Annotated in this window: 16 protein-coding genes; 6 read left to right on the top strand and 10 right to left on the bottom strand. The window is 69.6% G+C overall.

All coding sequences use genetic code 11. The features are described 5' to 3' along the window. Positions 1-19: 19 nt before the first annotated feature. Positions 20-292: an acyl carrier protein gene (locus ABH937_RS21295; protein WP_280690572.1), complete on the bottom strand. Its 273-nt coding sequence runs from the start codon at positions 290-292 to the stop codon at positions 20-22. Continuing rightward, positions 292-1,701, bottom strand: a complete 1,410-nt coding sequence (locus tag ABH937_RS21290) for an acyltransferase domain-containing protein (RefSeq protein ID WP_370219114.1) — start codon at positions 1,699-1,701, stop codon at positions 292-294. Before ABH937_RS21290 ends, ABH937_RS21295 begins: the two co-directional genes overlap by 1 nt. Positions 1,702-1,895: 194 nt before the next feature. Here ABH937_RS21290 and ABH937_RS21285 point away from each other — a divergent pair, with 194 nt between their 5' ends. Both ABH937_RS21285 and ABH937_RS21280 read left to right on the top strand, forming a co-directional pair. Next, positions 1,896-2,099, top strand: a complete 204-nt coding sequence (locus tag ABH937_RS21285; protein WP_370219113.1) for an MbtH family protein — start codon at positions 1,896-1,898, stop codon at positions 2,097-2,099. 30 nt (positions 2,100-2,129) lie between these two features. Continuing rightward, complete coding sequence (locus tag ABH937_RS21280; RefSeq protein ID WP_370219112.1) at positions 2,130-3,353, top strand: MalY/PatB family protein; 1,224 nt, start codon at positions 2,130-2,132, stop codon at positions 3,351-3,353. Positions 3,354-3,459: 106 nt separating this feature from the next. Here ABH937_RS21280 and ABH937_RS21275 read toward each other — a convergent pair whose 3' ends face one another. Genes ABH937_RS21275 through ABH937_RS21250 form a run of 6 tightly spaced genes read right to left on the bottom strand, consistent with a single transcriptional unit; the run spans position 3,460 to position 9,285 of the window. Next, on the bottom strand, positions 3,460-4,533 hold the full coding sequence (locus tag ABH937_RS21275) for an HAD-IIIC family phosphatase (RefSeq protein ID WP_280690576.1): 1,074 nt from the start codon (positions 4,531-4,533) through the stop codon (positions 3,460-3,462). Positions 4,534-4,581: 48 nt separating this feature from the next. Next, positions 4,582-5,760, bottom strand: coding sequence for an acyl-CoA dehydrogenase family protein (locus ABH937_RS21270; protein ID WP_370219111.1), 1,179 nt, complete (start codon positions 5,758-5,760; stop codon positions 4,582-4,584). Further along, entirely contained in the window at positions 5,757-6,026 is a 270-nt protein-coding gene (locus tag ABH937_RS21265) for a phosphopantetheine-binding protein (RefSeq protein WP_280690578.1), read from the bottom strand. Before ABH937_RS21265 ends, ABH937_RS21270 begins: the two co-directional genes overlap by 4 nt. Continuing rightward, complete coding sequence (locus tag ABH937_RS21260) at positions 6,019-6,909, bottom strand: 3-hydroxyacyl-CoA dehydrogenase family protein (protein ID WP_280690579.1); 891 nt, start codon at positions 6,907-6,909, stop codon at positions 6,019-6,021. The genes ABH937_RS21265 and ABH937_RS21260 overlap by 8 nt, the downstream gene beginning before the upstream one ends. Before the next feature lie 29 nt (positions 6,910-6,938). Beyond that, on the bottom strand, positions 6,939-8,120 hold the full coding sequence (locus ABH937_RS21255; RefSeq protein WP_280690580.1) for a hypothetical protein: 1,182 nt from the start codon (positions 8,118-8,120) through the stop codon (positions 6,939-6,941). Between the two features lie 19 nt (positions 8,121-8,139). Beyond that, complete coding sequence (locus ABH937_RS21250) at positions 8,140-9,285, bottom strand: acyl-CoA dehydrogenase family protein (RefSeq protein WP_280690581.1); 1,146 nt, start codon at positions 9,283-9,285, stop codon at positions 8,140-8,142. A gap of 226 nt (positions 9,286-9,511) precedes the next feature. On the opposite strand from ABH937_RS21250, the gene ABH937_RS21245 reads away from it, so the two are divergent. The 4 genes from ABH937_RS21245 to ABH937_RS21230 are packed head-to-tail and all read left to right on the top strand — an operon-like array spanning position 9,512 to position 23,091. Next, the gene (locus ABH937_RS21245; protein ID WP_280690582.1) at positions 9,512-10,309 is read left to right on the top strand and encodes a 4'-phosphopantetheinyl transferase superfamily protein; all 798 of its coding nucleotides are present in this window, start codon (positions 9,512-9,514) and stop codon (positions 10,307-10,309) included. Positions 10,310-10,327: 18 nt separating this feature from the next. Then, positions 10,328-13,831, top strand: coding sequence for an amino acid adenylation domain-containing protein (locus ABH937_RS21240; RefSeq protein ID WP_370219110.1), 3,504 nt, complete (start codon positions 10,328-10,330; stop codon positions 13,829-13,831). A gap of 48 nt (positions 13,832-13,879) precedes the next feature. Next, positions 13,880-18,760, top strand: a complete 4,881-nt coding sequence (locus ABH937_RS21235) for an amino acid adenylation domain-containing protein (protein WP_370219109.1) — start codon at positions 13,880-13,882, stop codon at positions 18,758-18,760. After that, the gene (locus ABH937_RS21230; RefSeq protein WP_280690585.1) at positions 18,757-23,091 is read left to right on the top strand and encodes a type I polyketide synthase; all 4,335 of its coding nucleotides are present in this window, start codon (positions 18,757-18,759) and stop codon (positions 23,089-23,091) included. Before ABH937_RS21235 ends, ABH937_RS21230 begins: the two co-directional genes overlap by 4 nt. A gap of 95 nt (positions 23,092-23,186) precedes the next feature. Here ABH937_RS21230 and ABH937_RS21225 read toward each other — a convergent pair whose 3' ends face one another. Then, positions 23,187-25,052: an AfsR/SARP family transcriptional regulator gene (locus ABH937_RS21225; protein ID WP_280690586.1), complete on the bottom strand. Its 1,866-nt coding sequence runs from the start codon at positions 25,050-25,052 to the stop codon at positions 23,187-23,189. 305 nt (positions 25,053-25,357) lie between these two features. Beyond that, positions 25,358-26,653 carry an MFS transporter gene (locus tag ABH937_RS21220; protein WP_348533661.1) on the bottom strand — a complete coding sequence of 432 codons (1,296 nt, stop codon included), beginning with the start codon at positions 26,651-26,653 and terminating at the stop codon, positions 25,358-25,360. Positions 26,654-26,960 lie beyond the last annotated feature (307 nt).

Here is a 26,960-nt window from a genome sequence, read left to right as displayed (position 1 = left end):
CTGGTTGGGGGGCGTCGGCTCAGCTGCCGGCCGCTGCGTTCCGTTTCCGGGTCACCAGGTCCGCCATGGCGGCGGCCGACCGGAAGTTGTCCAGCTCAAGGTCCTCGTCCTCGACCCGGATGCCGAACTTCTTCTCGACGAAGAGGACCAGCTCCATCGCGAAGAGTGAGTTGACGAGGCCGAGCGCGAAGATGTCATCCGCCGCCGCGATGTCCGTACTCCGGAAGTACGCGTGCAGGAAGTCCAGCACCTCGGTCTCGACCACGGTCGTCTCGTCTGCTGTTCCAGGCATTAGCCGTCGCTTTCCACGGGATGGGGACTGGTTGTCATGGGAGACAGCGCTCGCCAGTTCACCTGCAGGCCGGACGTCCAGAGCCAGCCGAGGGTGTGCAGCCAGCTCGTCGTGTCGTTCTGCCAGTACGGCGACCGCTGCACCGAGGCGAGCACCGGCGTCCTGGTCGCAGCGGACTCCAGCTGCGTGTGCGCGGCGAAGGTCGTCAGCGCCTCTCCCAGGCCCACCTCCAGGAAGGCCGGAGGTCGGCCGCGTAGCGCAAGTCGGAGCGCTGCAAGGTAGTTGACGGGCGCGGTCGTGTGGCGGGCCCAGTACTGCGGGTCGACGGCGTCCTGTGGCCGCATCAGGCGGCCGGTCACCGTCGAGATCCATCGCAACTGCGGCCGCTTCCGCTGTACTCGGGCCACTTCCGCAGCGAGCGGGGCGCTCACCGGATCGAGCAGCGGCGAGTGGAACGGGCGGTCGACAGGCAGGAAACGGTGCGAGACGCCGTCCCGGGCCAGGTCCTCGGCCAGCGTGCGCAGTGAAGCGTGGCTGCCGGAGACAGCCGTCACCGAGGGCGCGTTCATCGCGGAGACGACCGCTCCGTCCGGCAGCCTGAGCGAGACCTCGCGCGCAGGCAGGCCGACCGCCAGCATGCCCCCGGCGGGCAACCCGCCGAGGAGCTCTGCCCTCCGGATGACCAGCCTCAGCGCGTCCTCCTCGGTGAACACACCGGCGACACAGGCGGCGACGTATTCGCCCAGACTGTGACCCACCAGTAAGTCCGGGGCCACCCCCGCCGCCAACCACGTGCGCGCCAGGGCGTAGCCGACCGCCCAGCGCATGGGCTGGTCCTCTTCGGTCGGCAGGGCCGGAGTCGGCGGTTCGACCACCGGCGGGCCGGTGCGCCGGGCCGCCCCGAGCAGTGCGCGAGAAGCGGTCAGGCCCACCGACCGGTCGTCGGCTCGACCCGCCGGCGCCGAACTCCGCAGCGGACCGAGCACCAGCGAACGGCCATGGTGTGCGACGGACAGCCGGTCCAGTCGGTCCAGGGTCTGCCTGAACTCCGCATTGGTCCGGTAGAGCGAGTCGCCCAGGACCACTGGCGACTCCCCCAACCCCGAGAAGCAGAAGGCGACCTGAGGCGAGACCCGGTCGGGATCCATGGTCCGGACCCATCTGGTGTCCATGGTCGCCAACGACTCCTGCGCGTGCCGGACCGAGGATGCGAGCACCACCCGGCGGTGCGGGGCGTCCGCGGGCACCTGGTCCCACAGCCTCGTGGCAGCGACCGCAAGGTCGGTGTCGCCGCCCCAGGCTGTGGCCTCGGCCGTCCGCTGCTCCAGTTCGCCGGCGCTGTCGCCCCATAGCGGCAGGAGAAAGAACGGCCGGCCGGATATCGGCACGAACTGCTCTGCAGCGGGCAAGGGCACCACCTTGAAGTCCCTTCTCTCGATTATGTCACCGGCTCATTGTGCGCACCCCCGGTCATCGCCCGGATATCACGCCGCCATCGTCCCATCACGACCCGTTTCCCCCTCGCCTCCGGGCCCTTTCGGACCGGTACACCCAATGCTACGGTTCAAGTGACCACCATCAACCGGCGAGGAGTTGGCGAACAATGGAAGACGACGATATCCGGACCTACACGGTAGTTCTGAACGATGAGGGGCAGTATTCCATCTGGTTTGCCGGGCGCGCCGCTCCGGCCGGCTGGTCGGAAGCCGGCCACCAGGGCACCCGGGCGGAGTGCCTGGACTTCATCGAGAACGCGTGGACGGACATGCGGCCGCGCAGTGTCCGAGAGTTTCACGCCGCCACCTGACGGGCGGACCCGCCCAGAGGAGCTTTCCGCGTGAGCGTAACACCGGTACAACCGGCCTCGGCCGAACAGTTCGAGGCCCTTGATCTCTCCGTTCTCCGCAATCGACTCAGCGAGAAATGGATGCGCCACTCAGCCGAGATCATCCCCTCCTTCATCGCCGAAATGGACCTGCCCATAGCAGCTCCACTGATCCAGGCGATACGGTCGCACCTGGAGGGCGGGGGCGATCTCGGCTACGCGTTCTCCTACACCGAGGACGCCCCGGTCCACCGAGCCTTCACCAGCTGGGCAGCAGAGCAGTTCCAGTGGGCCATCCGCTCCGACCAGGTGCTGCTGTTCCCGGATGTGATGAGGATCGTCGAGACGGGCATCGAGCAGTTCACCGACCCCGGCGACGCGATCGTCGTCGACATCCCCGCGTATCCGCCGTTCCTGGAGGCCGTTCCCGCCGCCCGGCGCACGCTGGTGGGAAATCCGATGGTCATCCGCGACGGCCGTTGGACGATTGATTTCGACGGCCTGGAGAAGAAATTCCGGGCCGGCGCCACCGGCTACATCCTCTGCAATCCGCACAACCCGACCGGACGGGTATTCACCGCCGACGAACTCGGCCGGATCCTCCGACTCGCCCGCGCCCACCGGGTCGCGGTCCTCTCGGACGAGGTCCACGCCCCGCTGGTCTTCCCCGGGCATACGCACCTTCCTCTCGCGGTGCTTCCGGAGGCATCCGACGTCCCGCTCGTCACGGCGATCTCCGCCAGCAAAGGCTGGAACATCGCCGGACTGAAATGTGCCTTCGCCGTACCCAACTCACCGGAGGACATGGAACGGCTGTCCCGGATGCGGCCGCGGGACCGCGACGGAGTCGGAATTCTCGGCGTCTCCGCGAACTTCGCCGCATTCACTGCCGGCGGACCCTGGCTGCATGATGTCCTCCGCCACCTGGACGCCAATCGGAGGCTCCTGCTGACCAGGATCCCCGAACTCCTGGGGGCCGACGTCTCATGGGTGCCTCCAGAGGGCACGTACCTGGGCTGGATCGACTGCCGGAATCTCGCCGGCCGTCTCGGCACGGATGACCTCGGCGAGTTCTTCCTCCAGCACGGCAACGTTGCCGTGAGTGACGGAAGGGAATACGGAAGCCCAGGTTTCATCCGGATCAACTTCGGCACCTCTCGCCCGATCCTGGAAAAGACGCTCCACGGGTTGGCCCGCGCCATGCGAACCGCCCGTCGCGGCGTTCTCACGAGCTGACACCTGCTCAGGGCCGCTGCCGCTGCTGGTCACGGGTGGAGCACCCGGAACGCAGGAGGGGGTGTACCGCTTGCGGCGGTACACCCCCTCCTGCGTTCCCGCCGGATCAGGTCAGGTCCTCCAACTGCACGTGGCCGGGCATCGGGATCCCGGCGGTGTGATCCTCCCGCTCCAGGAGCACGGCACGCTCCCCGGTAGCGCCGGCCTTGGCCCGGAAGCCGGCCAGCCGGAACGCCACGTACATCGGCCGGTTCCGGCCGGTGTCGACGAACTCCGCGCGGAGCGTGGCCCCGGCGGCCACGGAGCGGTTCACCAGGAAGGCCAGCAGCATCGACCCGACCCCGCGGTTGAGCACCCGACAGGACGTGAGCAGGAGCTTGACGACCCAACTGTCACCGTCGCGCTCGATCAGGGCCAACCCGACCTTGCCGTAGCTGCCGAACCGGTCGGCCACCTCGGCGACCAGAAGCTCATGGCGATCGGACCGGATGCACGCCGCCAACTCGTCCAGGTCGTAGGTGTGACCCGTGGAGTTCAGCTGGTTGGTCCGCAACGTGAGCTCCTGCAGGCGCTCCAGATCGCCGACCCCCGCCTGCTGCACGTGCAACGTGAGACCCAGCGTGGCCAGGAACTCGGTCGGCGGGCCGTCGTGGCACTCCTCCGCCTGAGTCCTGGCGATCTCGTCCTGGTAGAGCCGGCGTCGCTGGGCCGCCTCGCCGGTCCGGGCTCCGGCGAAGGCCGGGTGGTCGAGAAACGAGGCGGCGGCGTCGGGGTGGAAGCACCGGACCTCGGGAAACCGGAATGCCACCTCAGCCCGCTCCACCGGGTCGTCATCGACGAAGACGATGGTTTCCGGCGCGAGTTGGAGGTCAGCGGCGATGGCCGCGACCGACTCCGACTTGGCCCCCCAGCCGATCCGGGGGTGCAGGAAGTACTCGGCCAGACCGAACTCCCGCAGCCGGCCCCACGCAAGCTGCTCGTCGTTGCGGCTGGCCACCGAGTGCAGGATGCCGCGCCGGTCGAGCTCTTTGATCGACTGGGCTACCACCGGATCCACCTGGACATCCGAGTCCTCCAGCAGTACCCCGTGCCACAGCGTCTGGTCGAGGTCCCAGACGATGACCTTGACCGCAGGCGCATCCTGGCTTCGTGCTGTCGTTTCCAGACCAAGGGCCGACATGCTGTCTCCCACTCCCATTCTCTTTCGAAGAGGCACGGACTCGCGCCGCTACAGGACCGACGCGCCGTCAACGCGCGGGTAGGCCAGTCGCTGGATGTGCCCCGCGATGGTGGCCTGGTGGATCTGCTCCGTCCCCTCCACCAGCTCCAGCAGCTTCGCGTCACGGAACGCCCGCTCCACCGGATGGCCCGCGGACGTGCCGAAGGCTCCGTGCAGTTGGAGCGCATCGCGCGTCGCCCGGGCCGCCGTACGGGCCGATCGATACTTCGCCATCGAGGTGTAGACCAACGCCTCCGGCGCACCCTCCTCCCGCAGCCTGGCGGCCTCCGCGCAGAGCAGACGGGCCGCCGCGGTCTCCACCAGCATGTCGCTGAGCATGGCGCGCACCAGCTGGTGGTCCAGGAGCGGCGACCCGAACTGATGGCGTTGCGCTGTGCGGTCGGCGCAGTTGCGCAACGATGCCTGGGCCAGGCCGACTCCGCCCCAGGCCAGGCAGAACCGCCCGTGGTCCAGCGCCGTGGCCGCCACGTGCCGCAGCCCGCTGGCGGGGCGGCCCACGACCCGCCGTGCGGGCACCACGACCTCGTTCATGGCCAGCTGGGCGAGCCCGGCCGCCCGGAATCCCAACAGCGGCTCGATCGGGGTGACTTCGACCCCGGGATCGGCCCGGTCCACCAGGAGGGCGATCGGCCCGCCCGGCGACTGGGCCAGAACCAGGAACAGGTCCGCGTCCTGGCCTCCGCTGAGCCAGGTCTTGACGCCGGTGATCCGGTAGCCCTCAGCTGCCGGCTCGGCGTGGCTACGCACCCCCTCCGCGTCGCTGCCGGCCTCCGGCTCGCTCAAGGCGAACGCCAACTGCCGCCGGCCGCCGGCGGCCTCGGCCAGGACAGTGGCCGCCAGCTCGCGGTTGCCCCAACGGCCGATCGCCTCGGCCGCCATCATGTGCGCGGTGAGCACGCTCAGCAGCGAGACCCACTGACCGCCCAACTCCTCGCAGAGCGCGCCCAACTCGTACTGGTTCAGCGCCAGGCCGCCCACATCGCGCGAGCGGCAGGGCAGCAGCAACCCCCGCTCGCCGAGTTCCCCCAGGAGGCCCTCGGGCAACCGTCCCGCTGCCTCGGCCGCCTGGATGTCGACGGTTCGCAGCACCTCCCGCAGTCCCTGCAGCGCGCGGCCGCCAACCCCGGCCGCCGAGGTGGCCGGGGTTGGCGTGGTCGGCGATCTCACCGGAGGGAGGACACGGCCGCGGTGTCGGCCGCCGCCCGCTTGGCCGCGACGAAGGCGCAGATCCGCTCGACCGAAAGGAAGTTGCCCAGATCCAGGTCGGTGCCCTGCGCGAAGATTCCGAACTGCCGCTCCAACCACATCACCAGCTGGACCGCGAACAGCGAGTTCACGTAGCCGCCGGCGAAGATGTCCTGGTCGTCTGCGACCTCGGCGCCACCGACGCCGGCTGCCACGAAGGAACGGATCGCGATGATGTCGTCAGCCACGGTCGGCCTCCTCGCGGATCTGTCCGCGCTCGTCGTAGGTGTAGAAGCCCTTGCCGTTCTTGCGCCCGTGCAGCCCGGCGTCCACCAGCTGCTTGAGCAGGACGCACGGACGGTACTTGGGGTCGTCGAAGTTCTCCAACAGCACCTCAAGCGAGTACAGGATCGTGTCGAGGCCGATGAGATCGGCCGTCTCCAGCGGCCCCATGGTGTGGCCGAAGCACTTCTTGAACAGTCGGTCGATGTCCCGGACGGATGAGACACCCTCGTGCAGCAGGAAGATCGCCTCGTTGATGGTGAGCATCAGGACGCGGTTCGTCACGAAGCCGGGCGAATCCTCGACAACGATGCTCTCCTTCCCGATGCCCGCCAGGATGTCCTGGGTGAGTCGCACGGTGTCCGCACTCGTGTGGTAGCCACGGATGACCTCGACGAGCGGCTTCAGCGGCGCCGGGTTCATGAAGTGCGTCCCGATGACGCGGTCCGGACGGCCGGTCAGCGCGGCGACCTTGGTGATCGGGATGGCCGAGGTGTTCACGGCGAGCACGCACTCCTCGGGGCAGACCTCGTCCAGGCCGGGGAAGATCCCCTGCTTGACGCCCCAGTTCTCGGTGGCGTTCTCCACCACGAACTGGGCGTTCCCGAGCGCGGCCAGACCGGTGCTGAAGGAGATGTTCTGCAGCACGTCAGAAGCCGGCCGGGCCGGCGCCTCCTTGCGCAGCAGGGGGTAGAACCGGACGTTTCGCTCGATCTCGGTCTTGGCCCGTTCCAGCGCCCGCTCGTCGATGTCGACGAGCGCCACCGTGAACCCGGCCTCGGCGAACGCGTGCGACACGCCGATCCCCATCGTCCCCGCGCCGACCACACCGATGTTCCTGATGTCCATGTTCCTCCAGTCAAATGTCATTTCCGACTTCACGAGGCCGACTTGTAGATTTCCGCCGGCCATTTATCGGGGTCGATGCCGTGGCGGCACACGAACGCGTAGGCGAACCGCTCCAACCCGAACCCGACGCAACCCGTGTACGCGTTCTCACCGCTCTCGACGGTGATGTCGAACGTGTCACCGAAGAAGGTCTCGTGCAGGTTGAACGAGCCGGCCGCCAGATCGCGACCGCCCTCGATATCGAGTCGCAGCTCGTACTTCATCTCCAGCATCCGCTGCGACCAGATCTGCTCACCGGTCCGCGGCCCACCGAAGAAGGGGTCATTGGCCACCACGAGCCGTGCGGGGAGATCGAGAGACTCCACCAACCGCATCGTCGCGTTCATGAGCTCCCCCCGCTTCGAGCGGACGAACTCCCGGTCGCCGAGAAAAACGATCTCCCTGATGCTGAAGTCCCACAACCGCTCAAGCGTGCGGTGGTAACGCGACTCATGGCGAAACGACTTACCGCGGCTGGAGACCACCGTTCCGGCGCCCTCCAGGCGAGTCCCCTCCATTTCGTGGAAGGTGTGGTAGCACATGGTCGGCGGGAGGCAGTAGTCAGCGTTCCCGAAGTGCTCGGCCAGCCCGTCCCCGATGCTTTCCCGGCCGGCCGCGTACTCCGCGAACTTCCGGTACTCGTTGCTGTCCGTGTGCAGCCTGGTGACGAACATGACGAACTGCGGGAACGAGGAGAAGTACCCGCACCGGTGAAGCGTCTGGGTGCCGATCAGCGTGGGGTAGCGACGCTGTCGCCCGCCGAGCTCCCGAACGATCGCGGCGAACCGCTCGTCAAGCATGTCCATCAGTTCCAGCAGCGGGCTGCCGAGCGAGATCTGGCCCTCCCCCACCTCGGCCACGATCCGGCGCCCGAGCAACTCGCGGTACACGTCCTCCTGCACCGGAGCGCTTGCCGGGTGCTCCCAGAGGACCTTGGCCGCCGGGCTGCGCTGACTGAGGATGTCGGCTTCCACCACGTGGTGGAGCTGCTCGGCGAGCGACTCGGCGGAGGAGCCCGCCGAGAACTCCAGCTCGACGGCGGCCACCGCTTCCCCGTCGAACAGCAGACGGAAATCGGTGATGGCCTCGGAGACGAAGAAGATCTTCGAGGAGAGCTCCGGCGCCAGTTCTGCGGGCACCGGTGCCTTGAGTTCGATGGTTCGACGGGGCATGACGTCCTTCCGAGTTGGGTCAGGGCCGGCCCGGCACGCCCAACAGCCTGGCGATGATGTCGCGTTGGATCTCTGACGTGCCGCCGTAGACCGTGGTACCAAAGGCGTCACGCACCTCGTGCTCGATTCCGAGGTCCTTCGTGTAGCCGAGCGCGCCGTGCAGTTGTGCGGTATCCAGCGCGGACTGGACCAGTGACTCGCTGACGAAGAGCTTGAGCATGGAGCTCTCCAGCATGGCCAGGCGTCCCTCGCGCTTGAGTTCGCCGACCTTGTAGAGCAGCAGCCGGGCCAACTCCAGGCGGACGCCCATGTCGGCGATGCGGTGCGACACGGCCTGGTGGTGCCCGATGGGCCGGCCGAACTGCCTGCGCGCGGCCGAACGCGCCACGCTGCCTTCCAGCAGACGGGCCAGTACGCCCACCTGACTGGCGCACATGAAGCCGCGCTCCCAGTCCATCGTGGCCGTGAAGATCTGGTACCCCGCGCCTTCGGCGCCCAGCAGGGCGTCGGCCGGAACCCGGCACTCCTGGAAGGAGAGCTCCCCCATCAGGCAACCCTCCAGCCCGGCCTTCTCGATCCGGCGGACGACCCGTAGTCCGGGGGTCGTGCTCGGCACCACGAACGCCGACAGTGCCGACTGCCCACCAGCCGTGCTGCCCGTGCGGGCGAACACGATGAACAGGTCGGCGCAGGGTCCGTTGCTGATGAAGCACTTCGCGCCGTCGATCACCCAGTCGTCGCCGTCGCGTCGAGCACTGGTGGTGATGCTGAGCATGTCCGAGCCGGCCTCGGCCTCGGTCAGCGCGTGGGCGCCGATCAGGGATCCGTCGACCAGTCCGGGCAGCCAGCGCCCCTTCTGGGCCGGTGTGCCGTGCTCCATCAGATAGACCATGCAGGCCCAGACGTGGTTGTTGACGGCGAACACCAGCCCGTTGTCCGTGCAGCCCTGGCCCAGCGCCTCGAACGCGAGGATCGCGGACAGCGGGTCCAGTCCGGCTCCGCCGTATTCCACAGGGGCGATCCAGCCGTGCACGCCGAATTCTGCCAGACGCTTCCAGCCGACCCGGTCGAAACCATCGCGAGCCTTTTCATCGGATTCGGCCGACAGCGCCCGAGCGAATTCCAGAACCTTATTGCGCAGTGCGTGATCTTCCGGGCCGAACATAGAATCCTTCCTCCGGTCCCTGCTGCGAGCCGTCGGACCCGACTTCAGCCGAAGTTCCGACCGTGGTGGCACGGGTGGCCGGCAGGTCAGGAACAACTGACGGGGACAGCATTCCCGAGGAATGCCATCGAGACGCCATCGCGCGACCATCGACGAGCCACAGCCGGGCCCGCCAATAGCCTGCCTCCCTTGCTCCGGGACCTTCCTCCTGGTTCAGTTGACCCTCGTGAGCAACAGGTCACCGGAGAAAATACCCGAACTGACCGACCGCACCTGCCACGTGTGGTGGGCGGACTCGGACCAGGCAACGTCGATGAACGTGGAACTGCTATCCTCTGACGAACAGAGAAAGCGTTCCTCGCTACCGAAACCGTTCGACCGAGACCGGTTCACGGTCGGTCGTGTCCTGGTTCGTACGGTTCTCTCCGGCCTCACCGGATGCCCACCGGCCGAACTACGGTTCAGCCGCATCTGCGCTTACTGCGGCGGCCCGCACGGAAAACCCCGGCTCCGGCTCCCGGGAAGCCAGATATTCTTCAACATCTCGCATTCCGGCCGACTGGTGGTCGCTGCCTTCGCCCGCTCGGCGGACGTCGGCGTGGACGTGGAGGAGATCCAACCGGGTTTTGACGCCAGTGCCGCCGCGCGGTTCTCCTGCAGCGACGACGAGCAGTCGGTCCTGGCTTCGCTGCCGGACTCCGCCCGGGCCCCCGCGTTCTTCCGGTACTGGGCGCGGAAGGAAGCCGCGGTCAAGGCGACCGGCGAAGGCCTGCGCCGCTCCCTGCGGCTGATCGAGGTAGGGCACCCGGACCATCGGCCTCGATTGCTCGCCCATACGTGGCGGCCCGCCATCGCCGCCGATGCCGAACTGCTCGACCTGCGGCCGGCGCCCGGGTACGCCGCCGCCCTGTGCCTGCTCGGTCCGGTGGACCGAGTTCAGACCTGGGACGCGCGCACCCTCCTCACCGCGGCGCCAGGCCTGACCCGCTCGTTTCCCCACCGGGCAGCAACGGTGGCCTACTGAGGTTGGTTCAACGTGGACATGAACGATCCCACGCCCACTGTGCTGGAGATCTGGGCCGATATCCTGGCAACGACGCCGGACGAACTCTCCGCGGACGACGACTTCTTCGACATCGGCGGCAGTTCTCTCGCGGCAGCGGGAATCCAGTTGCTCATTCGGGAGCGGCTCGGAGTGTCGGTACCGCTCGGCCGGCTGCTGGACGGCCCGACCCCGCGCGGCATGGCGACCGCGGTGACGGATGCCCGGCGAACCACCGGTTCGACGGATGCGCTCGCCACGGAGCCGGCGGCCGCACCGCCGGGCCACACCACAGGCCACCCGCGCGGCCTCTCCTCCGGGCAGGAGCGGTTGTGGTTCCTGCACCGTCTCATGCCCGAAAGCGCCTTCTACCACGTGCCGTTGACACTCCGACTGGCCGGCGAGTTGGATGTCGAAGCGCTGTCCGCCGCCTTGGACGAGGTACTCCAGCGGCACGAAGTGCTCCGGACAGCGGTGGTCTCCGAGCAGGGCCGTCCCGTCGCCGAGGTACGGCACGCACAGGTCGGGCTGCCGGTGATCGATCTCAGCAGCCTTCCGCCGGACGAGCGGGAAGCCCGGCTCGGTCAACTGACCCGGGACGAGGCCCTGCGCCCGTTCGACCTCACCACCGGTCCGATGCTGCGGGCCGGGCTGCTGCGCCTGTCGCCGGATGACCACCTCCTGGTGTTGGTGGTGCACCACATCGCCTATGACGGAGCCTCACAGAGCATCCTCTTCCGCGATCTCAGCCATGCCTACCGCAGGGCCCTGGGCGGGCACGCTCCGATGCAGCCGCTGCCGGCCCAGTACGGGGACTACGTCGAGTGGCAGCGCTCACGCAGAGGATCGGCGCAGACCGACCGTCAGATCGAGTTCTGGCGCGAACGGCTGGACGGCACCTGCGACATCCTCGCGCTGCCGACCGACCGGCCGCGGCCGGCCCACCAGTCGTTCCGAGGCGCGGTGTTGCGCTTCGCGCTGCCGGCGGACCTGTCCGCCGCCGTCCTCCGGCTCGCCCGCGCGCAGCGCAGCACACCGTTCATGCTGCTGCTGGCGGCCTTCTCCGGTGTCCTCGGTGCGTACAGCGGCACGGAGGACGTGGTGATCGGGGTGCCTGCCATGAGCCGGGGTGCCTCCGAGTTCCAGGACCTGATCGGCTTCTTCATCAACACCCTCCCGCTGCGCTGCGACCTGTCCGGCGATCCGTCCTTCGCGGAGCTTCTGGGGCGGGTCCGGGAGACCTGCATCTCGGCGTACGAACACCAGGACGTCCCGTTCGAGACCCTGGTGGAGCAGCTCCGGCCGCAGCGGGACCTCAGCCGTGCCCCCATCGTCCAGGTACTCGCTTCCTGGGAGGAGGAGGCGCCGCAGCCCGAGTTCGAAGGTCTGCAGGCCACGCTCTCCAGCATCCGCACCGACTCCACCAAGCTGGACCTGTCGCTCTTCCTCCGACCGACCGCGAACGGCATCGCCGGAGCATTCGAGTACTCCACGGACCTGTTCGACGAGCGGACCGTCCAAAACTTCGCCGACAGCCTGGTCGCCGCTCTGACCGCCGTGGTCGCCGATCCGCAGACCCGGCTGCACGAGGTGCCGCTGCTGTCCGCCGCCGAACGCGACCGAGTACTGCACCACTGGAACGACACCACCACCCCGACCCCCACCACCACCGTCCACGACCTCGTCATCACCCAAGCCCACCGCACCCCCGACGCCACCGCCGTCCGCACCCCCACCACCACCCTCACCTACCGACAACTCCTCGACGACGCCCACCACCTCGCCGCCACCCTCCAACACCACGGCGCCCGCCCCGGCACCACCATCGGCATCCTCGCCCCCCGCACCCCCCAACTCGTCACCGCCCTCCTCGCCACCCTCATCACCGGAGCCGCCTACACCCCCCTCGACCCCGAATACCCCGCCAACCGCCTCCACCACATGATCCAGACCTCCCACATCACCACCGTCCTCACCCACCACAACCACCCCCACATCACCGACCACTTCACCGGCACCCTCATCCCCATCGACACCCACCACCCCCACACCCCCACACCCACCACCACCCACCCCCAGGACCTCGCCTACACCATCTACACCAGCGGCTCCACCGGCACCCCCAAGGGCATCGACATGCCGCACCAGCCCCTGGTCAACCTGCTGCTGTGGCAGCTCGGGCGCTCCGACCTCAAGCCGGACGACGCCACCCTGCAGTTCCCCGCGTTCAGCTTCGACATGTCGTTCCTCGACATCTTCTACACGTTGGTCTCCGGTCGGACCCTGGTCTTCGCGCAGGAGCAGGTGCGCCGCGATCCAGTCGAGCGGGCTGCCTACATGGCCGAGCAGAACGTGGGCTGCTTCGTCCTGTCGCCCGCAGCCCTGTACCAGCAGGCCGCCTACGCGAACCAGCCGCACGGAACGCTGCCCGGTGTCCGCGAGATCATCAGCGCGGGCGAGCAGCTGGTGATCACCGACAGCGTGCGCGAGATGTTCGCCGATCGGACCGACTGCGTCGTGGTCAACCAGTACGGACCGACCGAGACGCACTGCATGACGGCGTACGAGCTGCAGGCGCCGGCCGCCGACTGGCCGGCGTCGGTGCCGATCGGCAGGCCCATCGCCAACACCAGGGCATACGTCCTCGACGAGCGGCTGCGGCCGCTGCCCGCCGGGATACCCGGCGAGCTGTACCTGGCCGGCGCCTGCCTGGCCAGGGGGTACACCGGACAACCCGCCCTGACGGCAGACCGGTTCGTCCCCGACCCGTACGCTCCGGCCCCCGGAGCCCGGATGTACCGCACCGGGGACCAGGCCCGCTGGCGCCCCGACGGCAACCTGGAGTACCTCGGCCGCCTCGACCACCAGCTCAAGATCCGCGGCTTCCGGATCGAGCCGGCCGAGGTGGAGAAGGCACTCGCCGCCCACCCGGGGGTCCTCCAGTCGGTCGTCGTCACCGAGCGGAGCGCACCCGGCGCGGACCAGCGGCTGATCGCGTATGTCGTCGGTGACACCGGGCCGGTACGCGAACTGCGGGCGTTCCTGCGCAACTCGCTGCCCGACTACCTGATCCCGGACGTCTTCGAGCCGATGACGGAACTGCCGCTGACCCCGAGCGGCAAGATCGACCGGAACCGGCTCCCGGCCGTCACCGCGGTCGTACCGCAGCCGCCCGTGGCCGGCCCGGGAGGTGCGGGCATCGAGCACCAGGTGCATGCCGCCTGGGCGGCGGTGCTCGGGCACGACGCCATCGACCGGGAGGACAGCTTCTTCGAGATCGGTGGCAACTCCCTGCGTGCCACCCAGCTGCACGGGCTGCTGCAGGCGAGCTTCCAGGGCCGGGTCGCGATCGTCGACCTCTTCCGGTACCACACGATCGCCGCCCTGACGGAGTACCTCGCCGCCACAGCGAACGACAACGCCGCGCGGCAGTCACCCCCGCCTGCGGCCCGGCGCCAGGACCGGCTCCGCAGCCAGCGGAGCTCCCGAACCCGCGACAACTGATCCGCCTGCCGACCGCCGGAGCGGCAGGCACCGAACAACGGAGGAACGATGGAGCGCACGAGCGGTGACGCAACGGGCCCTGCGAGCAGCGGGGCAGCAGCAGACCCGACGCTGGCCGAACGACTCACGGAGGTGTTCGCGCAGACGCTGGGAATCGCGTCGCAGGACGTGCGCCCGGACGAGTCCTTCTTCACACAGGGCGGCGACTCCCTGCTGAGCATCGAAGCCTCGGCCGCCGCCGAGGAGCAGGGCATCCCCATGACACTGGAGATGCTGTACCGGTGTCAGAGCCTGCGCGGGGTCCTGGCCGACCTCGCCGCAGCCGAGGAGCCGGCCCGGTCCGCCGCAGCGGACACCTCGACGGCGGTGACCGCGTTCCAGCTCTCCGACGAGGACCGCGCCCTGACCGCGGAGGGGCTGGAGGACGCGTTCCCGGCATCCGCGCTGCAGCAGGGCATGATCCTGCACTCCTCGATGTACGCCGGCAGCACGGCTTACCACGACGTGGCCCTGTACCGGGTCGGGGAGCGCCTCGACCCGGCCGCGATGCGGTCCGCCGTGGTCCGCACCGTCGCCGCGCACCCGACCCTCCGCTCAAGTTTCGACATGGACTCGTACAGCGAGCCGCTCCAGCTCGTCCACCTCGCGGCCGAGGCCGAGTCGACCGCACACGACCACCGGGGGCTGAGCGGAGCCGAGCTGCAGGACCGCTACGACCGATGGGTGCGCGAGGAACACGCCCGTCCGTTCGACATCGCCTGCCCCCCGCTGCTGCGTCTGGCCCTCTTCGACGAAGGACCGGCCGGATTCGTGCTGGGGGTCTCGTTCCACCACGCGATTCTGGACGGGCACAGCCTGGCGCGTTTCGTCAGGCTCCTGCTCACTGCCCACCACGCGCTCGCGACAGGCGAGCGGCTGCCGCACGCCTCGTCCGCCATACCCGCCCAGCGGCAGGCAGCGGTTCTGGAGCAGCAGGCAGCGCGTTCCCAGGAGCAGCTCGACTGGTGGCGCGGCTACCTGCACGACTTCACGCCGCTCCGGCTGCCCCGCAGCGCGCAGCAGCACGGTCGAGACGGGATCGGCCGGCTGGAACAGCTTCTCGATCCCCAGGTGGCCGAACGGCTCAGGGCGGTGGCCCACGACCTCCGGCTCGGGATCAAGCACCTCACGCTGGGGATCCACCAGTGGATGGTGGGCCAGGTGACCGGGCGGACGGACGTCACCTGCGGGCTCATCGTCAACGTGCGCCCGCAGGCGGTCGGCAGCACCGACCAGTTGGGCCTCTTCCTCAACACCCTGCCCTGCCGGACCTCGGTCTCCGCGGCGAGCTGGCAGCAGCTGGCACAGCGGGCGCTGGAGGCCGAAGCAGCGGTCCTGGCCCACCGGCACGTCCCGTACGCGGTGCTGCGGCGCGAGCTGAAGCCGGCTCAGGAGCCGACCGAGGCCACGTTCAACTACGTGCGGTTCCGGGACCTCGACGCACTGACGGCGCAGACCGATGTCACCGTCGAGCCGCTGATGTTCTACGAGGAGGGCAACTTCCCGCTCAGCACCTACGTGGTGGAGGACATCGCGAGCTCGGCCATCGCTGTCCAGCTCCACTATGACCGCGGCGTGATCGACGACGCCTCGGCCCAGCGCATGATGGACCTGTACGTCCAGGGTCTCGATGCCTGCGCCTCGGATCCCACCGCGCCGTGCCCCCCACCGGATCCCGCGCCGGGCACGCTCGAACTCCTCGCCGGCGCACTGGATCTGGACGCAGCAGCGGTGGCCTCGGTGGTGGCGGCCAACGCGACCCAGCGCGACCTCTACCTCGACTACTGCCGCGAGCCCGACGCCGACCGGTACTGCCTCGCCTTCACGGCGGAGCTGGGACCGTCGTTGGACCTGACGGCCTGGCAGTCCGCCGTTGCCGGCGTGGTCGCCGAACACCCCGCCCTGCGGACGAGGTTCGCGGCCCTGGACGACGAGCCCTACTTCTGCGCCCTGCAACCGCAGCATGCGCCCGTCGAGGTCGCCGTTCCGGCCCCCGGCGCGCGGCCCGGCTCGCTCAAGGACGCGATCTCCGAGGCGCGCAAGCCGTACCGGCTGGAGCGCGATCCGCTCGTCCGCCATGCCGTGCTGCACGTTGACGGGCAGTGGCACGCGGTCCTGGGCGCGCACCACCTGGTGTTGGACGTGGCCGGTGCCCAGGAGGTGTTCGCCGACCTCTTCCACGCGTACGCCCGCCTCACTTCACCGCTCCCGGTCGATGCCGCTCCCGAGGACTCGCCGCAACCCGCCGAGCGCCCGGAGACCGAGCCCGCCTTCGACACGCCGGACACGATCGAGTACTGGCGCCAGATCGCCGACCGGACGGACGCGCTGAGCGTTCCGCCGCCCTTCGGAGCACCGCTCGACCGGCTTGACGAGGCGACCCTCCGGGAGGAGCGCGTCAGCATCGGCGGCGAACCGCTGCTGCGGCTGCGGCGCGAGTGCGAGCGCCGCGGCATCGGCCCCTCCAGCATTCTGCTCGCCGCCTTCGGCCTGGTGCTGGGACGCTGCTTCGCTCCCACCGGGGACTTCGTGGTCCATCGGCTCCAGGCCGGCCGCACCGCGGTCCGCCGCGCGAGCGGGGCCCGTTACCACGTGGTGCCGACGGTCATCCCCTGGTCCCAGCGGCACCAGGACGGGTTCGCAGGGCAGTTGCCGCAGACCCTGCACGACCGGCACCGAGCTCTCGGGCCGCGGGCCTTCGTCTCGGTCCTGCGCCAGCGCCGGCTGTTCAACGAGCAGACCCGCTTCTTCTACAACCACTATCCGACCCGCGAGCTGGACGGGCCGGGCGGCCCGGTGTCGCTGAGGGTGCACGAGGCCTACCCGCGTAACGAGGTCCACCTGATCGTCGAGGACCACGGCGACACGGTGGACCTGGTCCTTCGCGCGCACGCCGGCGACCTCCCCGTCCAGGGTCTGGCGGACCGGATCGCACGTACCGTCTCCGCCATCCTTCCGGCGGGCTCCGCAGCGGCGGAGCTGCACGAGGTGCCGCTGCTGTCCGCCGCCGAACGCGACCGAGTACTGCACCACTGGAACGACACCACCACCCCGACCCCCACCACCACCGTCCACGACCTCGTCATCACCCAAGCCCACCGCACCCCCGACGCCACCGCCGTCCGCACCCCCACCACCACCCTCACCTACCGACAACTCCTCGACGACGCCCACCACCTCGCCGCCACCCTCCAACACCACGGCGCCCGCCCCGGCACCACCATCGGCATCCTCGCCCCCCGCACCCCCCAACTCGTCACCGCCCTCCTCGCCACCCTCATCACCGGAGCCGCCTACACCCCCCTCGACCCCGAATACCCCGCCAACCGCCTCCACCACATGATCCAGACCTCCCACATCACCACCGTCCTCACCCACCACAACCACCCCCACATCACCGACCACTTCACCGGCACCCTCATCCCCATCGACACCCACCACCCCCACACCCCCACACCCACCACCACCCACCCCCAGGACCTCGCCTACACCATCTACACCAGCGGCTCCACCGGCACCCCCAAGGGCGCCATGAACCAGCACGACGGCGTGGTCAACCGACTGCTGTGGATGCGGGACGAGTTCGGCGTCGGGGCGGACGACGCCATCCTGCAGAAGACACCGATGAGCTTCGACGTGGCGGTATGGGAGTTCTTCCTCCCGCTGATCAGTGGCGCCGAGCTGGTGCTGGCCGAACCCGGGGGGCATCGGGACCCGCTCTACCTGGTCGAGGCCATCCGGACCGAGCGGATCACGACCGTGCACTTCGTGCCGTCCATGCTCCGCTACTTCCTCGCCGCGGTCTCGCCCGGAGACCTCCCGAGCCTTCGGCGGATCATCTGCAGCGGAGAGGCCCTCCCGGCCGACCTGCGCGACGAGTGCCACCGGAAGCTGCCCGACGTGCTGCTGAGCAACCTCTACGGTCCGACCGAGGCGGCCGTCGACGTCACCGCCTGGCACTGCGCACCCGACGAGACCGGCAGCAGCGTGCCGATCGGCAGCCCGATCGCCAACACCCGCACCTACGTCCTGGACGAGAACCTCGACCCGCTGCCGGTGGGAGCGGCAGGCGAGCTGTACCTCGCCGGAATCCAGGTCGGACGGGGATACTACGACCGCCCCTCGCTGTCGGCCGAACGCTTCCTGCCCGACCCGTACGCTCCGGCCCCCGGAGCCCGGATGTACCGCACCGGGGACCGGGCCCGCTGGCGCCCCGACGGCAACCTGGACTACCTCGGCCGCCTCGACCACCAGGTCAAGATCCGCGGGCAGCGGATCGAACTGGGCGAGATCGAAGCCGCCCTGCGGGCCCAACCCGGCGTGAGCGAAGCCGTGGTCGATGTCCGCGAAGCGGTCGCCGGACACCCGCAGCTGTTCGCCTACCTCACCGGCGACGGATCCACCGACCTCTCCGTGCCGAGCCTGCGCGCGGCCCTGGCCGACCTCCTCCCCTCCGCGATGCTGCCTTCGCGCTACACCGTGCTGGAAGCGATGCCGTTGAACAGCAACGGCAAGCTGGACCGCCGGGCCCTGCCCACCCCGGCGCCGCCGCGCACGGCGCGGCCCGCGTTCGCCAACGCGACCGAGTCGTCCATCGCCGGCGTCTGGGCCGAGGTCCTCGGCCGCTCGGACATCGCCCCGAACACCAACTTCTTCGACGCGGGAGGCGACTCACTGCTCCTGCTCCGCGTCCGGGGCAAGCTCGGCCGACTGCTGCCGGCAGCCCGAGGGCTCTCCCCGGTCGACCTCTTCGAGTTCCCCACCATCAGCTCGCTGGCCGCCAAGCTCACCGGTGAGGCCCGCGGAGACCAGTCAGCAGAGCCCGACCGGGCTTCGCTCCGACGTGCGCTGACCGCACGTCGGCGTCGTCCGGAAGGACCGCACGCATGACCGAGAGCGGCAAAGGCCTGGAACTGGCGATCGTCGGCATGGCCGGCCGGTTCCCCGGCGCTCCCGACGTCGACACCTTCTGGCGCAACCTCTGCGCCGGGGTGAGCGGCATCCGCGACCTGAGCGACGACGAGTTGCTGGCCTCCGGAGTGGCGGCGGAGCTACTGACCCGACCCGACTACGTGCGCAAAGCGGCGGTGATCGACGACGAGGACAGCTTCGACGCCGAATACTTCGGCTACAGTCCCGCGGAAGCCGCCATCATCGATCCCCAGCAGCGACTCTTCCTCCAGACGGCGGCAGCGGCACTGCAGAACGCCGGCTACGACTCCCGACGCTACCCGGGCCGGATCGGCGTGTTCGGTTCCGCCAGCGCCAACACCTATCTCCTCAACAACGTCTGGCCGAACGAGGCGCTGCACCGCACCTTCAGCCCGTTCACCCTGCTCCTGGGCGGCGAGAAGGACTACCTCGCCACCCGTACCGCCTACAAGCTCGATCTGACCGGGCCGGCGATGGCCGTGCAGAGTGCCTGCTCCAGCTCGCTCGTGGCGGTCCACCTCGCCGCCCAGGCCCTGATCGCCGGCGAGTGCGACATGGCGCTCGCGGGTGGCGTGACCGTCCGGGTTCCGCAGCGCGTCGGCCACCTCGCACACGAGTCGGGCATCGGCTCGCCGGACGGCCTGTGCCGCCCGTTCGACGCGGACGGGCAGGGCACCATCACCGGCAACGGGGTGGGCATGGTCCTCCTGAAGCCGCTGGACGACGCGATCGCCGCGGGCGACACCGTGGTCGCCGTGCTGCGCGGCTCCGCGGTCACCAATGACGGGGCGGCCAAGGTCGGGTTCTCCGCCCCCAGCGTGAACGGCCAGAGCGCCGCGATCCGCGCGGCACTCGATGTCGCCGAGATCGACTCCGGCTCGATCGGGTACGTCGAGGCCCACGGAACCGGCACTCCCCTCGGCGATCCGATCGAAGTCGCCGCGCTGACCCAGGCGTTCGGGCCAGGACCGGCGGCCCAGTGGTGCGCGATCGGCTCGGTGAAGTCCAACATCGGTCACCTGGACGCCGCCGCCGGCGTGGTCGGCCTGATCAAGGCCGCGCTCTGCGTCCGGGACGGCGTCATTCCGCCGAGCCTGAACTTCGACCGGCCGAACCCGCACATCCCGTTCGCCGAGGGCCCGTTCTTCGTCAACACCCGGCTGCGGAGCTGGCCGCTCGACGGCGTCCGCCGGGCCTGTGTCAACTCGATGGGCATCGGCGGCACCAATGCGCACGTGGTGCTGGAGCAACCGCCCACGCCACCGCTCATCGCAGCCGACGGCTCACGGGAGTTCGTGCTGGTGTCCGCCCGTACCGCCGACGCACTCGAACAGGCGACGGAGCAGCTGGCCGGCCGGTTGGAGAGCCACCCCGAGCTGCCGCTCGCCGATGTCGCGTGGACTACTCAGGTCGGCCGCCCCGAGCTCGACCACCGGCGGGCCGTCAGCGTGCGGGGCACCGCGCAGGTGCCATCGGCCCTGCGGGACGCAGCCGCCGGTGTCAGCCTCCGGTCGCCGCGCGGTTCCGAGCTGCACGCCGCATGGCTGTTCTCCGGGCAGGGCTCGCAGTTCCCCGGGATGGGCGCCGAGCTGTACCGGGAGAACGCGGCCTTCCGAGCCGCCCTCGACGACTGCGCCGACATCCTCCGCGCCCCCCTCGGGGTGGACATCCGCGAGCTGCTCCACGGCGCGGCCCCCGCCGGGGAGGAGGAGCTGCTGGACACCCGGCTGGCTCAACCGGTCCTGTTCTCCATGGGGTACGCCATGGCCGAAGCCCTCCGGGCCTACGGACTGCGGCCCGGGGCCCTGCTCGGCCACAGTGTCGGCGAGTACGTAGCGGCCCAGCAGGCCGGAATCCTCTCGCTCCCGGACGCGCTCGGCATCGTCGAGGCGCGCGGCCGCATCGTCTCCGGCCTGCGGCGCGGCGCGATGCTGACGGTGCCGCTGCCGCCGGCCGAGGTGGCCGGAATGCTGCCCGCGTCCCTGGCAGTCGCCGCGGTCAACGGGCCTGCGCTCTGCACCGTGGCCGGGCCGGGCGAAGCGATCGACGAACTGGCCGCGCTCCTGGCCGCATCGGGAACCACCGCCCGCCGTCTGCGGGTGTCGCACGCCTTCCACACCGCCGCCATGGACGAGGCGCTCGACCCCCTGCGGGTGGTTCTGCAGAACGTCGCGCTCCGCCCGCCCACGGTGCCCGTGGTGTCCAACGTGACCGGCGAGGTCCTGACTCCCGCTCAGGCCACCTCCCCCGAGTACTGGGTCCGGCACCTGCGCGAGCCGGTGCTCTTCTCCGACGGGGTCCGCACGCTCCTCGCCCAGGGCCACCGCGTCTTCCTGGACGTCGGCGCCCATCCGGTGCTCGGTCCGCTGGTACGCCACCATGCCGAGGACTCGGTCTTCGTGGCGACGCTGAACCGGCACACGGGACAGGGAGACGCAGAGCTGGCCGGATCGGTCGCCCGGTTGTGGACGCTGGGAGTGTCCGTCGACTGGCTCGCGGGGCGAAGGACCAGCTCGCGCCAGAGGATCCCGCTGCCCACCTATCCGTTCGAACGGCGACGGCACTGGGTGGACCCGCCAAGCGCGTCACCGCGGGCGGCCGCGCAGGACCCGGCCCGACCTGTGGCCGGCGCCGAACCGCGCACCGCCGGCCCCGGGCCCGCCGCGGCCGGCGACCCGCCCTCGACCACCAGGACCGCCCTGGCGGCCGTCTGGGCAGAACTGACCGGCGTGAGCGAGGTAGGCCCTGCCGACGACTTCTTCGCGCTGGGCGGCCACTCGCTACTCGCCACCCAGCTGTTCGCCCGGGTCAGGGAGCTCTTCGACCTCTCCCTGCCGATGCGCACGATCTTCGACCACCCGGAACTCGGTGCCCTGGCCGACCACATCGACCGGCTCAGGCCCCGGAGCAACGCCTCCCCCGCGAAGGCGACCGAGTCGGCACCGACCGCCGCGGAGGTCGTCCAGGAGGCGTACTTCCCGCTGACCAGCTCTCAGCAGAACCTCTGGTTCCTCCAGCGGGTCGCTCCCACGAGCAACTTCTACGCGCTGGGGAACCGCATCACCCTGCAAGGGCCGCTGGACCTCGACGCCTTCGAGGCCGCCCTGCGCGAGCTGGTCCAGCGGCACGCGATCCTGCGCACCACCTTTCCCCTGGTCGCACGCCGACCCGTCCAACACATCCGCCCAGCCGCCGAGAGCGCCGTCGAGGTGGTCGACGCCCGCCTGCTGCCGGACTCCGAGGTCCGGGAGATCCAGTCGGCCGCCGAACGGACCTGCCTCTCGCGGGTCCGGGACCTGACCGCGAACGCACCCTTCGCAGCAGTCGTCATACGCCGTTCCGAGGTTCGGCACGATGTGGTCCTGGTGCTGCACCACATAGCCGCCGACTACTGGGCGTCCGCGCTGCTCCTCACGGATCTCTTCGGCCTGTACACCGCGATGGCCGCCGGACAGCCGGCCCCGTCCGCTCCGCTCCCCCTGGCATTCGCGAACTTCGCCGTCGAGGAGCGCAAGAGGGAGGCGGAGCCGGAGTTCCAGCGCCTGATCGAGCATTGGAAGGGCGTCTTCCGTACTGCTCCACCGCCCCTGCAACTCCCCGGCCAGGGCAGCCGGCCCGCCTCGCCGGCGCACGCCGGCGCGTGGCAACCCGTCCACATCTGCGCGGAGACCGGGCTGCGGACCACGAACCTGGCCCGCAGTGTCACGGCAACGCCCTTCATGGTGCTGCTCGCCGCGTTCGCCGTGCAGTTGCACGCACTGAGCGGCGAGCAGGACCTGTGCATCGGCGCCTACGCCGGCAACCGCGCCAGCACGGAACTGGAATCGGTCATCGGGCTGTTCGCCAGCACCATCGCCCTGCGCATGGACGTGTCACCGGAGCTGACGTTCCGGCAGCTGGTCGAGCACGTCAAGGCCGTCTGCCTGGACGCGTTCGACCACTCGGGCGTCTCGGTCGACCAGCTGGTCAGCCACCTCGAACTGCCGCGGCAGGCGGGCCGGAACCCTCTGTTCCAAGCGATGCTGGTACTGGAGTCGGCCCCCCACCGGGACCCTGACGTCCCCGGCCTGGACATCACGGTGGAGGCGATAGAGACCGGAACAGCCAAACTCGACCTGCTGCTGACCCTCTTCCCCGACGGGTCCGGCTATCGGGGTTTCCTGGAGTACAGCCGTGACCTCTTCAGCGCCGAGACCGCGGCCGGACTGGCAGCAGGACTCGTCGAGACGCTGCGGTTGCTCGTCGGCCGGCCGGACGAACAGCTGGCTCACCTGCTCCGTAGCAGGTGAGCCAGTACCTCCGGAAACGGCGGATCGTGTCCTGCGTGGTGGTGCTCCGAGCACCGGCACGCAGGACACGATCCAAGGGCTGAGGCGTACCGGCCCTAACCCACCATCGACTCGATCAGCACCCCTGCCGGGCGGGAGGACCGAGCCGCCTCAGGCTCCTCGTCCACGGCACGCTCGCGACAGAAGACCCTCGGCAGCTCGGCGAGCCGGTAGGCGACCTCACCACCCGAGGTCCGCTCGGCCTCCACCAACCGCAGGTCCACCGCCTCCTCCAGCGCCTCCTCGGTCTCGTCCACCGAGAGTTCGGCAAGCTCCGCGCCCTGCACGGCGGTCACCGGGTGGCTGGTCGAGCGACCTATGCACCGGAAGACCCGCCGGGCCACGGGTCGAAGCCGGCGGTAGGGCTCCTCGAAGAGTGAGCGGGCACTGCGACCACCGCGTTCCAACTCGTCGAACCGGCGGGAGACCGGCTGGAGCAGGTCGACCAGACGCTGGATACTCCAGTGCGGCTTGGCAGCCAGGCGCATCCCGGCGCTGCTCACCGCGAGCGGCAGGTACCCGCAGAGCGCCACCAGCTGGCGGGCACTGGCGAGTTCCCGCTCGACGCGGCCGTCGCCCACGACCGAGACCAGGAGGTCGGTGGCATCCTGTTCCGTCAGCGGCGCCAACTGGACCAGGTGCCCCAGCCCCTTTCCGACCAGCCGAGCGCGGCTGGTCGTGATCACCGCGCAGTTCGCCGCCCCGGGCGTCAGATCCCGCAGGGTCCTCTCGTCCGGAACGTCGTCCAGCACGATCAGCACCCGCCGCTCCGCCAGGGCGCTGCGGTATTCCGTGATCCGGTCGTCCAGCTTCTCGGGCACGTCCACGCCCAGGGCATGGAGGAGATGGGCGAGTGTCTCGCCGAAGTCCGCCTGCAGCAGACCGCTGCCGCGGAAATCCACGAAGAGCTGCCCGTCCTGAAAACGCTCCTTCAGCTGATGGGCGACGTGCACGGCGAGTGAGGTCTTCCCGATCCCGCCCTCGCCGGTCACGATGCAGACCGCCGGCCCGTTCGGTGCCGCGTCGTCCTGACGGGTCAGAATCCGCGCCATCGCCTCGGCGGGTCCATCCGTTCCGACCAGGATCCCGAGGGCGGGTGGAAGCTGACGCGGCACCGGTCGCTCCGGCGCCTCGGTCTGCTCCAGGAGTCGCGGAGCCGGCAAGGTGGGCAGGTCGAGGGCGGGATCCTCCGCCAGGATGGACTGCTCGACCCGCTGCAGCGTGGCGCTCGGCTCCAGGCCGAGCTCCTCGATCATCGTCCGCCGCGTCTGGCGGTACACCGCGAGTGCCTCGGCCTGACGGCCGGAGCGGTAGAGCGCGAGCATCAGTTGGGCGCGCAGCTGCTCCCGGAGCGGATGCTCGGTGATCAGGGCGGTCAGCTCCCCGACCATCTCGCGGTGGCGGCCGAGGCCGAGCTCCAGCTCGATGCACTCCTCCAGTGCCACCAGGCGCTGCTCGTTCAGCCGGGCCGCACCCGCACGCACCACCCGGCTGGACAGATCATCGAAGGCGGGGCCGCGCCACATGTCCAGGGCACGGCGCAGTTCACCGCAGGCCTGTTCCCGCTGCCCCTGCGCCGCCGCCGTCCGCGCCACTGCCACCACGTCGTTGAAGCCGTTGAGGTCCAGGGCATCGCGCGGGACGTCCAGCAGGTACCCCGAGGGGCGGGTGAGGATGATGCCGCTCGGCGCGCCCGCCGCGACGAGCGCCCGACGAAGCATCGAAACGCAGTTCTGCACCTGCTCCTTGGCGGTCGCGGGCGGCACGGTGTCCCACATCGTCTCGGTCAGGCGACTGACCGAGACCGTCCTTCCGGCGTTGAGGAGCAGCACAGCGAGAATGTGCCGCTGCCGCAGGCCGCCGACCTCGATGGTCTTCTCACTGGCCGTCATCTCCAACGGACCGAGCACCGAAAAGTACATTTGAATCTCCCGGTAATAGCGCGTCCGGACACCGGAAGGCGACGCGAACAACCGGGTGGATCCCACCCTCGCCAGTAGGCTGCCCGCCGCTCAACCGCCGAACCTGCGGGTGATGCTGCCGCCAGCGCCTACTTTCCACCTCACGAGCCGCTACCACCGCTGCCATCAGCGGTACCGCGGTCGGCGGTCCAGGGTAGAGCGGACAAACCGCGACCGACCGACGCCTTGGCCGCCGGTCCCCGCGACGTCGCGGGGACCGGCGGCCAAGGCGAAGCCGCTTCCGGCTCAGGCCGCGGTGGACCGGGTCAGCCGCCCGCCACCTGCTGCGGTTCGGGCGTGGCCTCGGCGGCCTCCGCGTCGACCGGCTTGGCCTCCTGGGGCTTGCGCAACGACCTGGCCGGCGAAAAGATCATGAAGAGTGGGGACGCGAGGTACGCACCGCAGCAGATCAGCAGGGAACCCCGCAGACCGACAGCAGTACCGAGCCAGCCACCCAGCACCGCCGAGACCGCCAGCAGACCCCAGGACAGCACGCTGGAGGCCGAACTGATGCGTCCGAGCATGCCGGCGGGGCTCGCGCTCTGGATCAGCGTCTGGGTCAGGCTCCCGTACACCGGCGCGATGAAGCCGAAGAGGAGCCACGGTGCGCTCACCACGAGCACCGAGACCGGACGGTGGCCGAGCAGCGGGAACGCGAACGACGCCAAGCCGTTGAGCAGGCCGGCGACGATCAGGGTCGGACCGAAACCGAACCGGCGGCCGATCGAGGCAGCCGACAGGGAGCCCGCGATGGCCCCCGCGCCGAACACCATGAACGGCACCGCTACCAAGGACGGCGCGAGGCCCAGGGTGCGGGTCAGGAAGAGGATGTAGACCGGGCCGAAGATGCCGTTCCCCAGGGCCAGTGCCCCGGTGCTCAGTACCGCCGGACGCAGGTACCGATTTCCGAACAGCGTGCGCAGGCCTTCCCCGATGTCCTGCCGAAGCGTCGTCTCACGTCGCTCCGGCTGCTTCCGTGCCTCCTGCTCGGGCAGCCGGAACATGAACAGCGCCGAGACGAGATAGGAGAGCGAGTCGACCACCAACGCGACCGGAGCGGTCAGCACTCCGACCAGCCAGCCACCGAGGCCGGGGCCCGCGACATAGGAAACGGACTGGCTCAGCCGGGTCAGACTGTTTCCCTCGACCAGCTGTTCCTCGTCGATGAGTTCGGGCAGGACCGCGGAGGACGCGGAATTCGCGAACACCGTGCAGACTCCGACGCACAGCACCACGAAGGCCAGGCCCATGAAATTCAGGACGTGACACCAGGCGCATATCGGTACGATCGCCAGCAGTCCGAAGCGGAGCAGATCCGTGAGGATCAGCGTGCGCCGATGCGAGGACCGGTCCACCCAACTCCCCGCCTGGAGCCCGATCACCAGCCAGGGCAGGAACCCGAGGGCGGACAGCAGGCCCATCTGAAAGGTCGAGACCTTCAGATAGACGGCCGAGGTGAGCGGCATGGCGATCTCCGTCACTGCGGTGCCCATCACCGAAATGCTCTGGCCGATCCAGAGATTCCGGAACCGAGCCTGGCGCCTCAGGGTGTTGACCATCATCCTCAAAGCATCCTCCCCAAGTCCTCTACGTCAGCGTACGATCGCCCCGAGTAAATCAGCCGCTCCAATGCAGGACAAGGCCGCGCGATCACCTCGGGGATCGTCAATGGTTCGCCGATGGCGCCCTGATGACACTTCGATGGGAAATCCCTGGATTATTTCTCTGCAGAAATTTCTCACGAAGGCGCACGGAGCGGACCCCGATGCGCCACCTCTCCGATCCAGACAAATCCCTGAGAAGGGCAATCATGGCGGACCGCCAAGTATTCTCCGGACACTCCGAATCAGTACCGGACAGGATCGGCAG

The organism is Kitasatospora sp. GAS1066B (assembly GCF_041262605.1).
Classification (GTDB): Bacteria; Actinomycetota; Actinomycetes; order Streptomycetales; family Streptomycetaceae; genus Kitasatospora.
This window is presented reverse-complemented; position numbering and strand designations above follow the sequence as displayed.

Coding starts and splice junctions, on each gene's coding strand:
- ABH937_RS21250 (WP_280690581.1), bottom strand. CDS start 9,285: ATGTTCGGCCCGGAAGATCACGCACTGCGCAATAAGGTTCTGGAATTC.
- ABH937_RS21235 (WP_370219109.1), top strand. CDS start 13,880: ATGGAGCGCACGAGCGGTGACGCAACGGGCCCTGCGAGCAGCGGGGCA.
- ABH937_RS21255 (WP_280690580.1), bottom strand. CDS start 8,120: ATGCCCCGTCGAACCATCGAACTCAAGGCACCGGTGCCCGCAGAACTG.
- ABH937_RS21240 (WP_370219110.1), top strand. CDS start 10,328: ATGAACGATCCCACGCCCACTGTGCTGGAGATCTGGGCCGATATCCTG.
- ABH937_RS21285 (WP_370219113.1), top strand. CDS start 1,896: ATGGAAGACGACGATATCCGGACCTACACGGTAGTTCTGAACGATGAG.
- ABH937_RS21275 (WP_280690576.1), bottom strand. CDS start 4,533: ATGTCGGCCCTTGGTCTGGAAACGACAGCACGAAGCCAGGATGCGCCT.
- ABH937_RS21295 (WP_280690572.1), bottom strand. CDS start 292: ATGCCTGGAACAGCAGACGAGACGACCGTGGTCGAGACCGAGGTGCTG.
- ABH937_RS21220 (WP_348533661.1), bottom strand. CDS start 26,653: ATGATGGTCAACACCCTGAGGCGCCAGGCTCGGTTCCGGAATCTCTGG.
- ABH937_RS21260 (WP_280690579.1), bottom strand. CDS start 6,909: ATGGACATCAGGAACATCGGTGTGGTCGGCGCGGGGACGATGGGGATC.
- ABH937_RS21225 (WP_280690586.1), bottom strand. CDS start 25,052: ATGTACTTTTCGGTGCTCGGTCCGTTGGAGATGACGGCCAGTGAGAAG.
- ABH937_RS21230 (WP_280690585.1), top strand. CDS start 18,757: ATGACCGAGAGCGGCAAAGGCCTGGAACTGGCGATCGTCGGCATGGCC.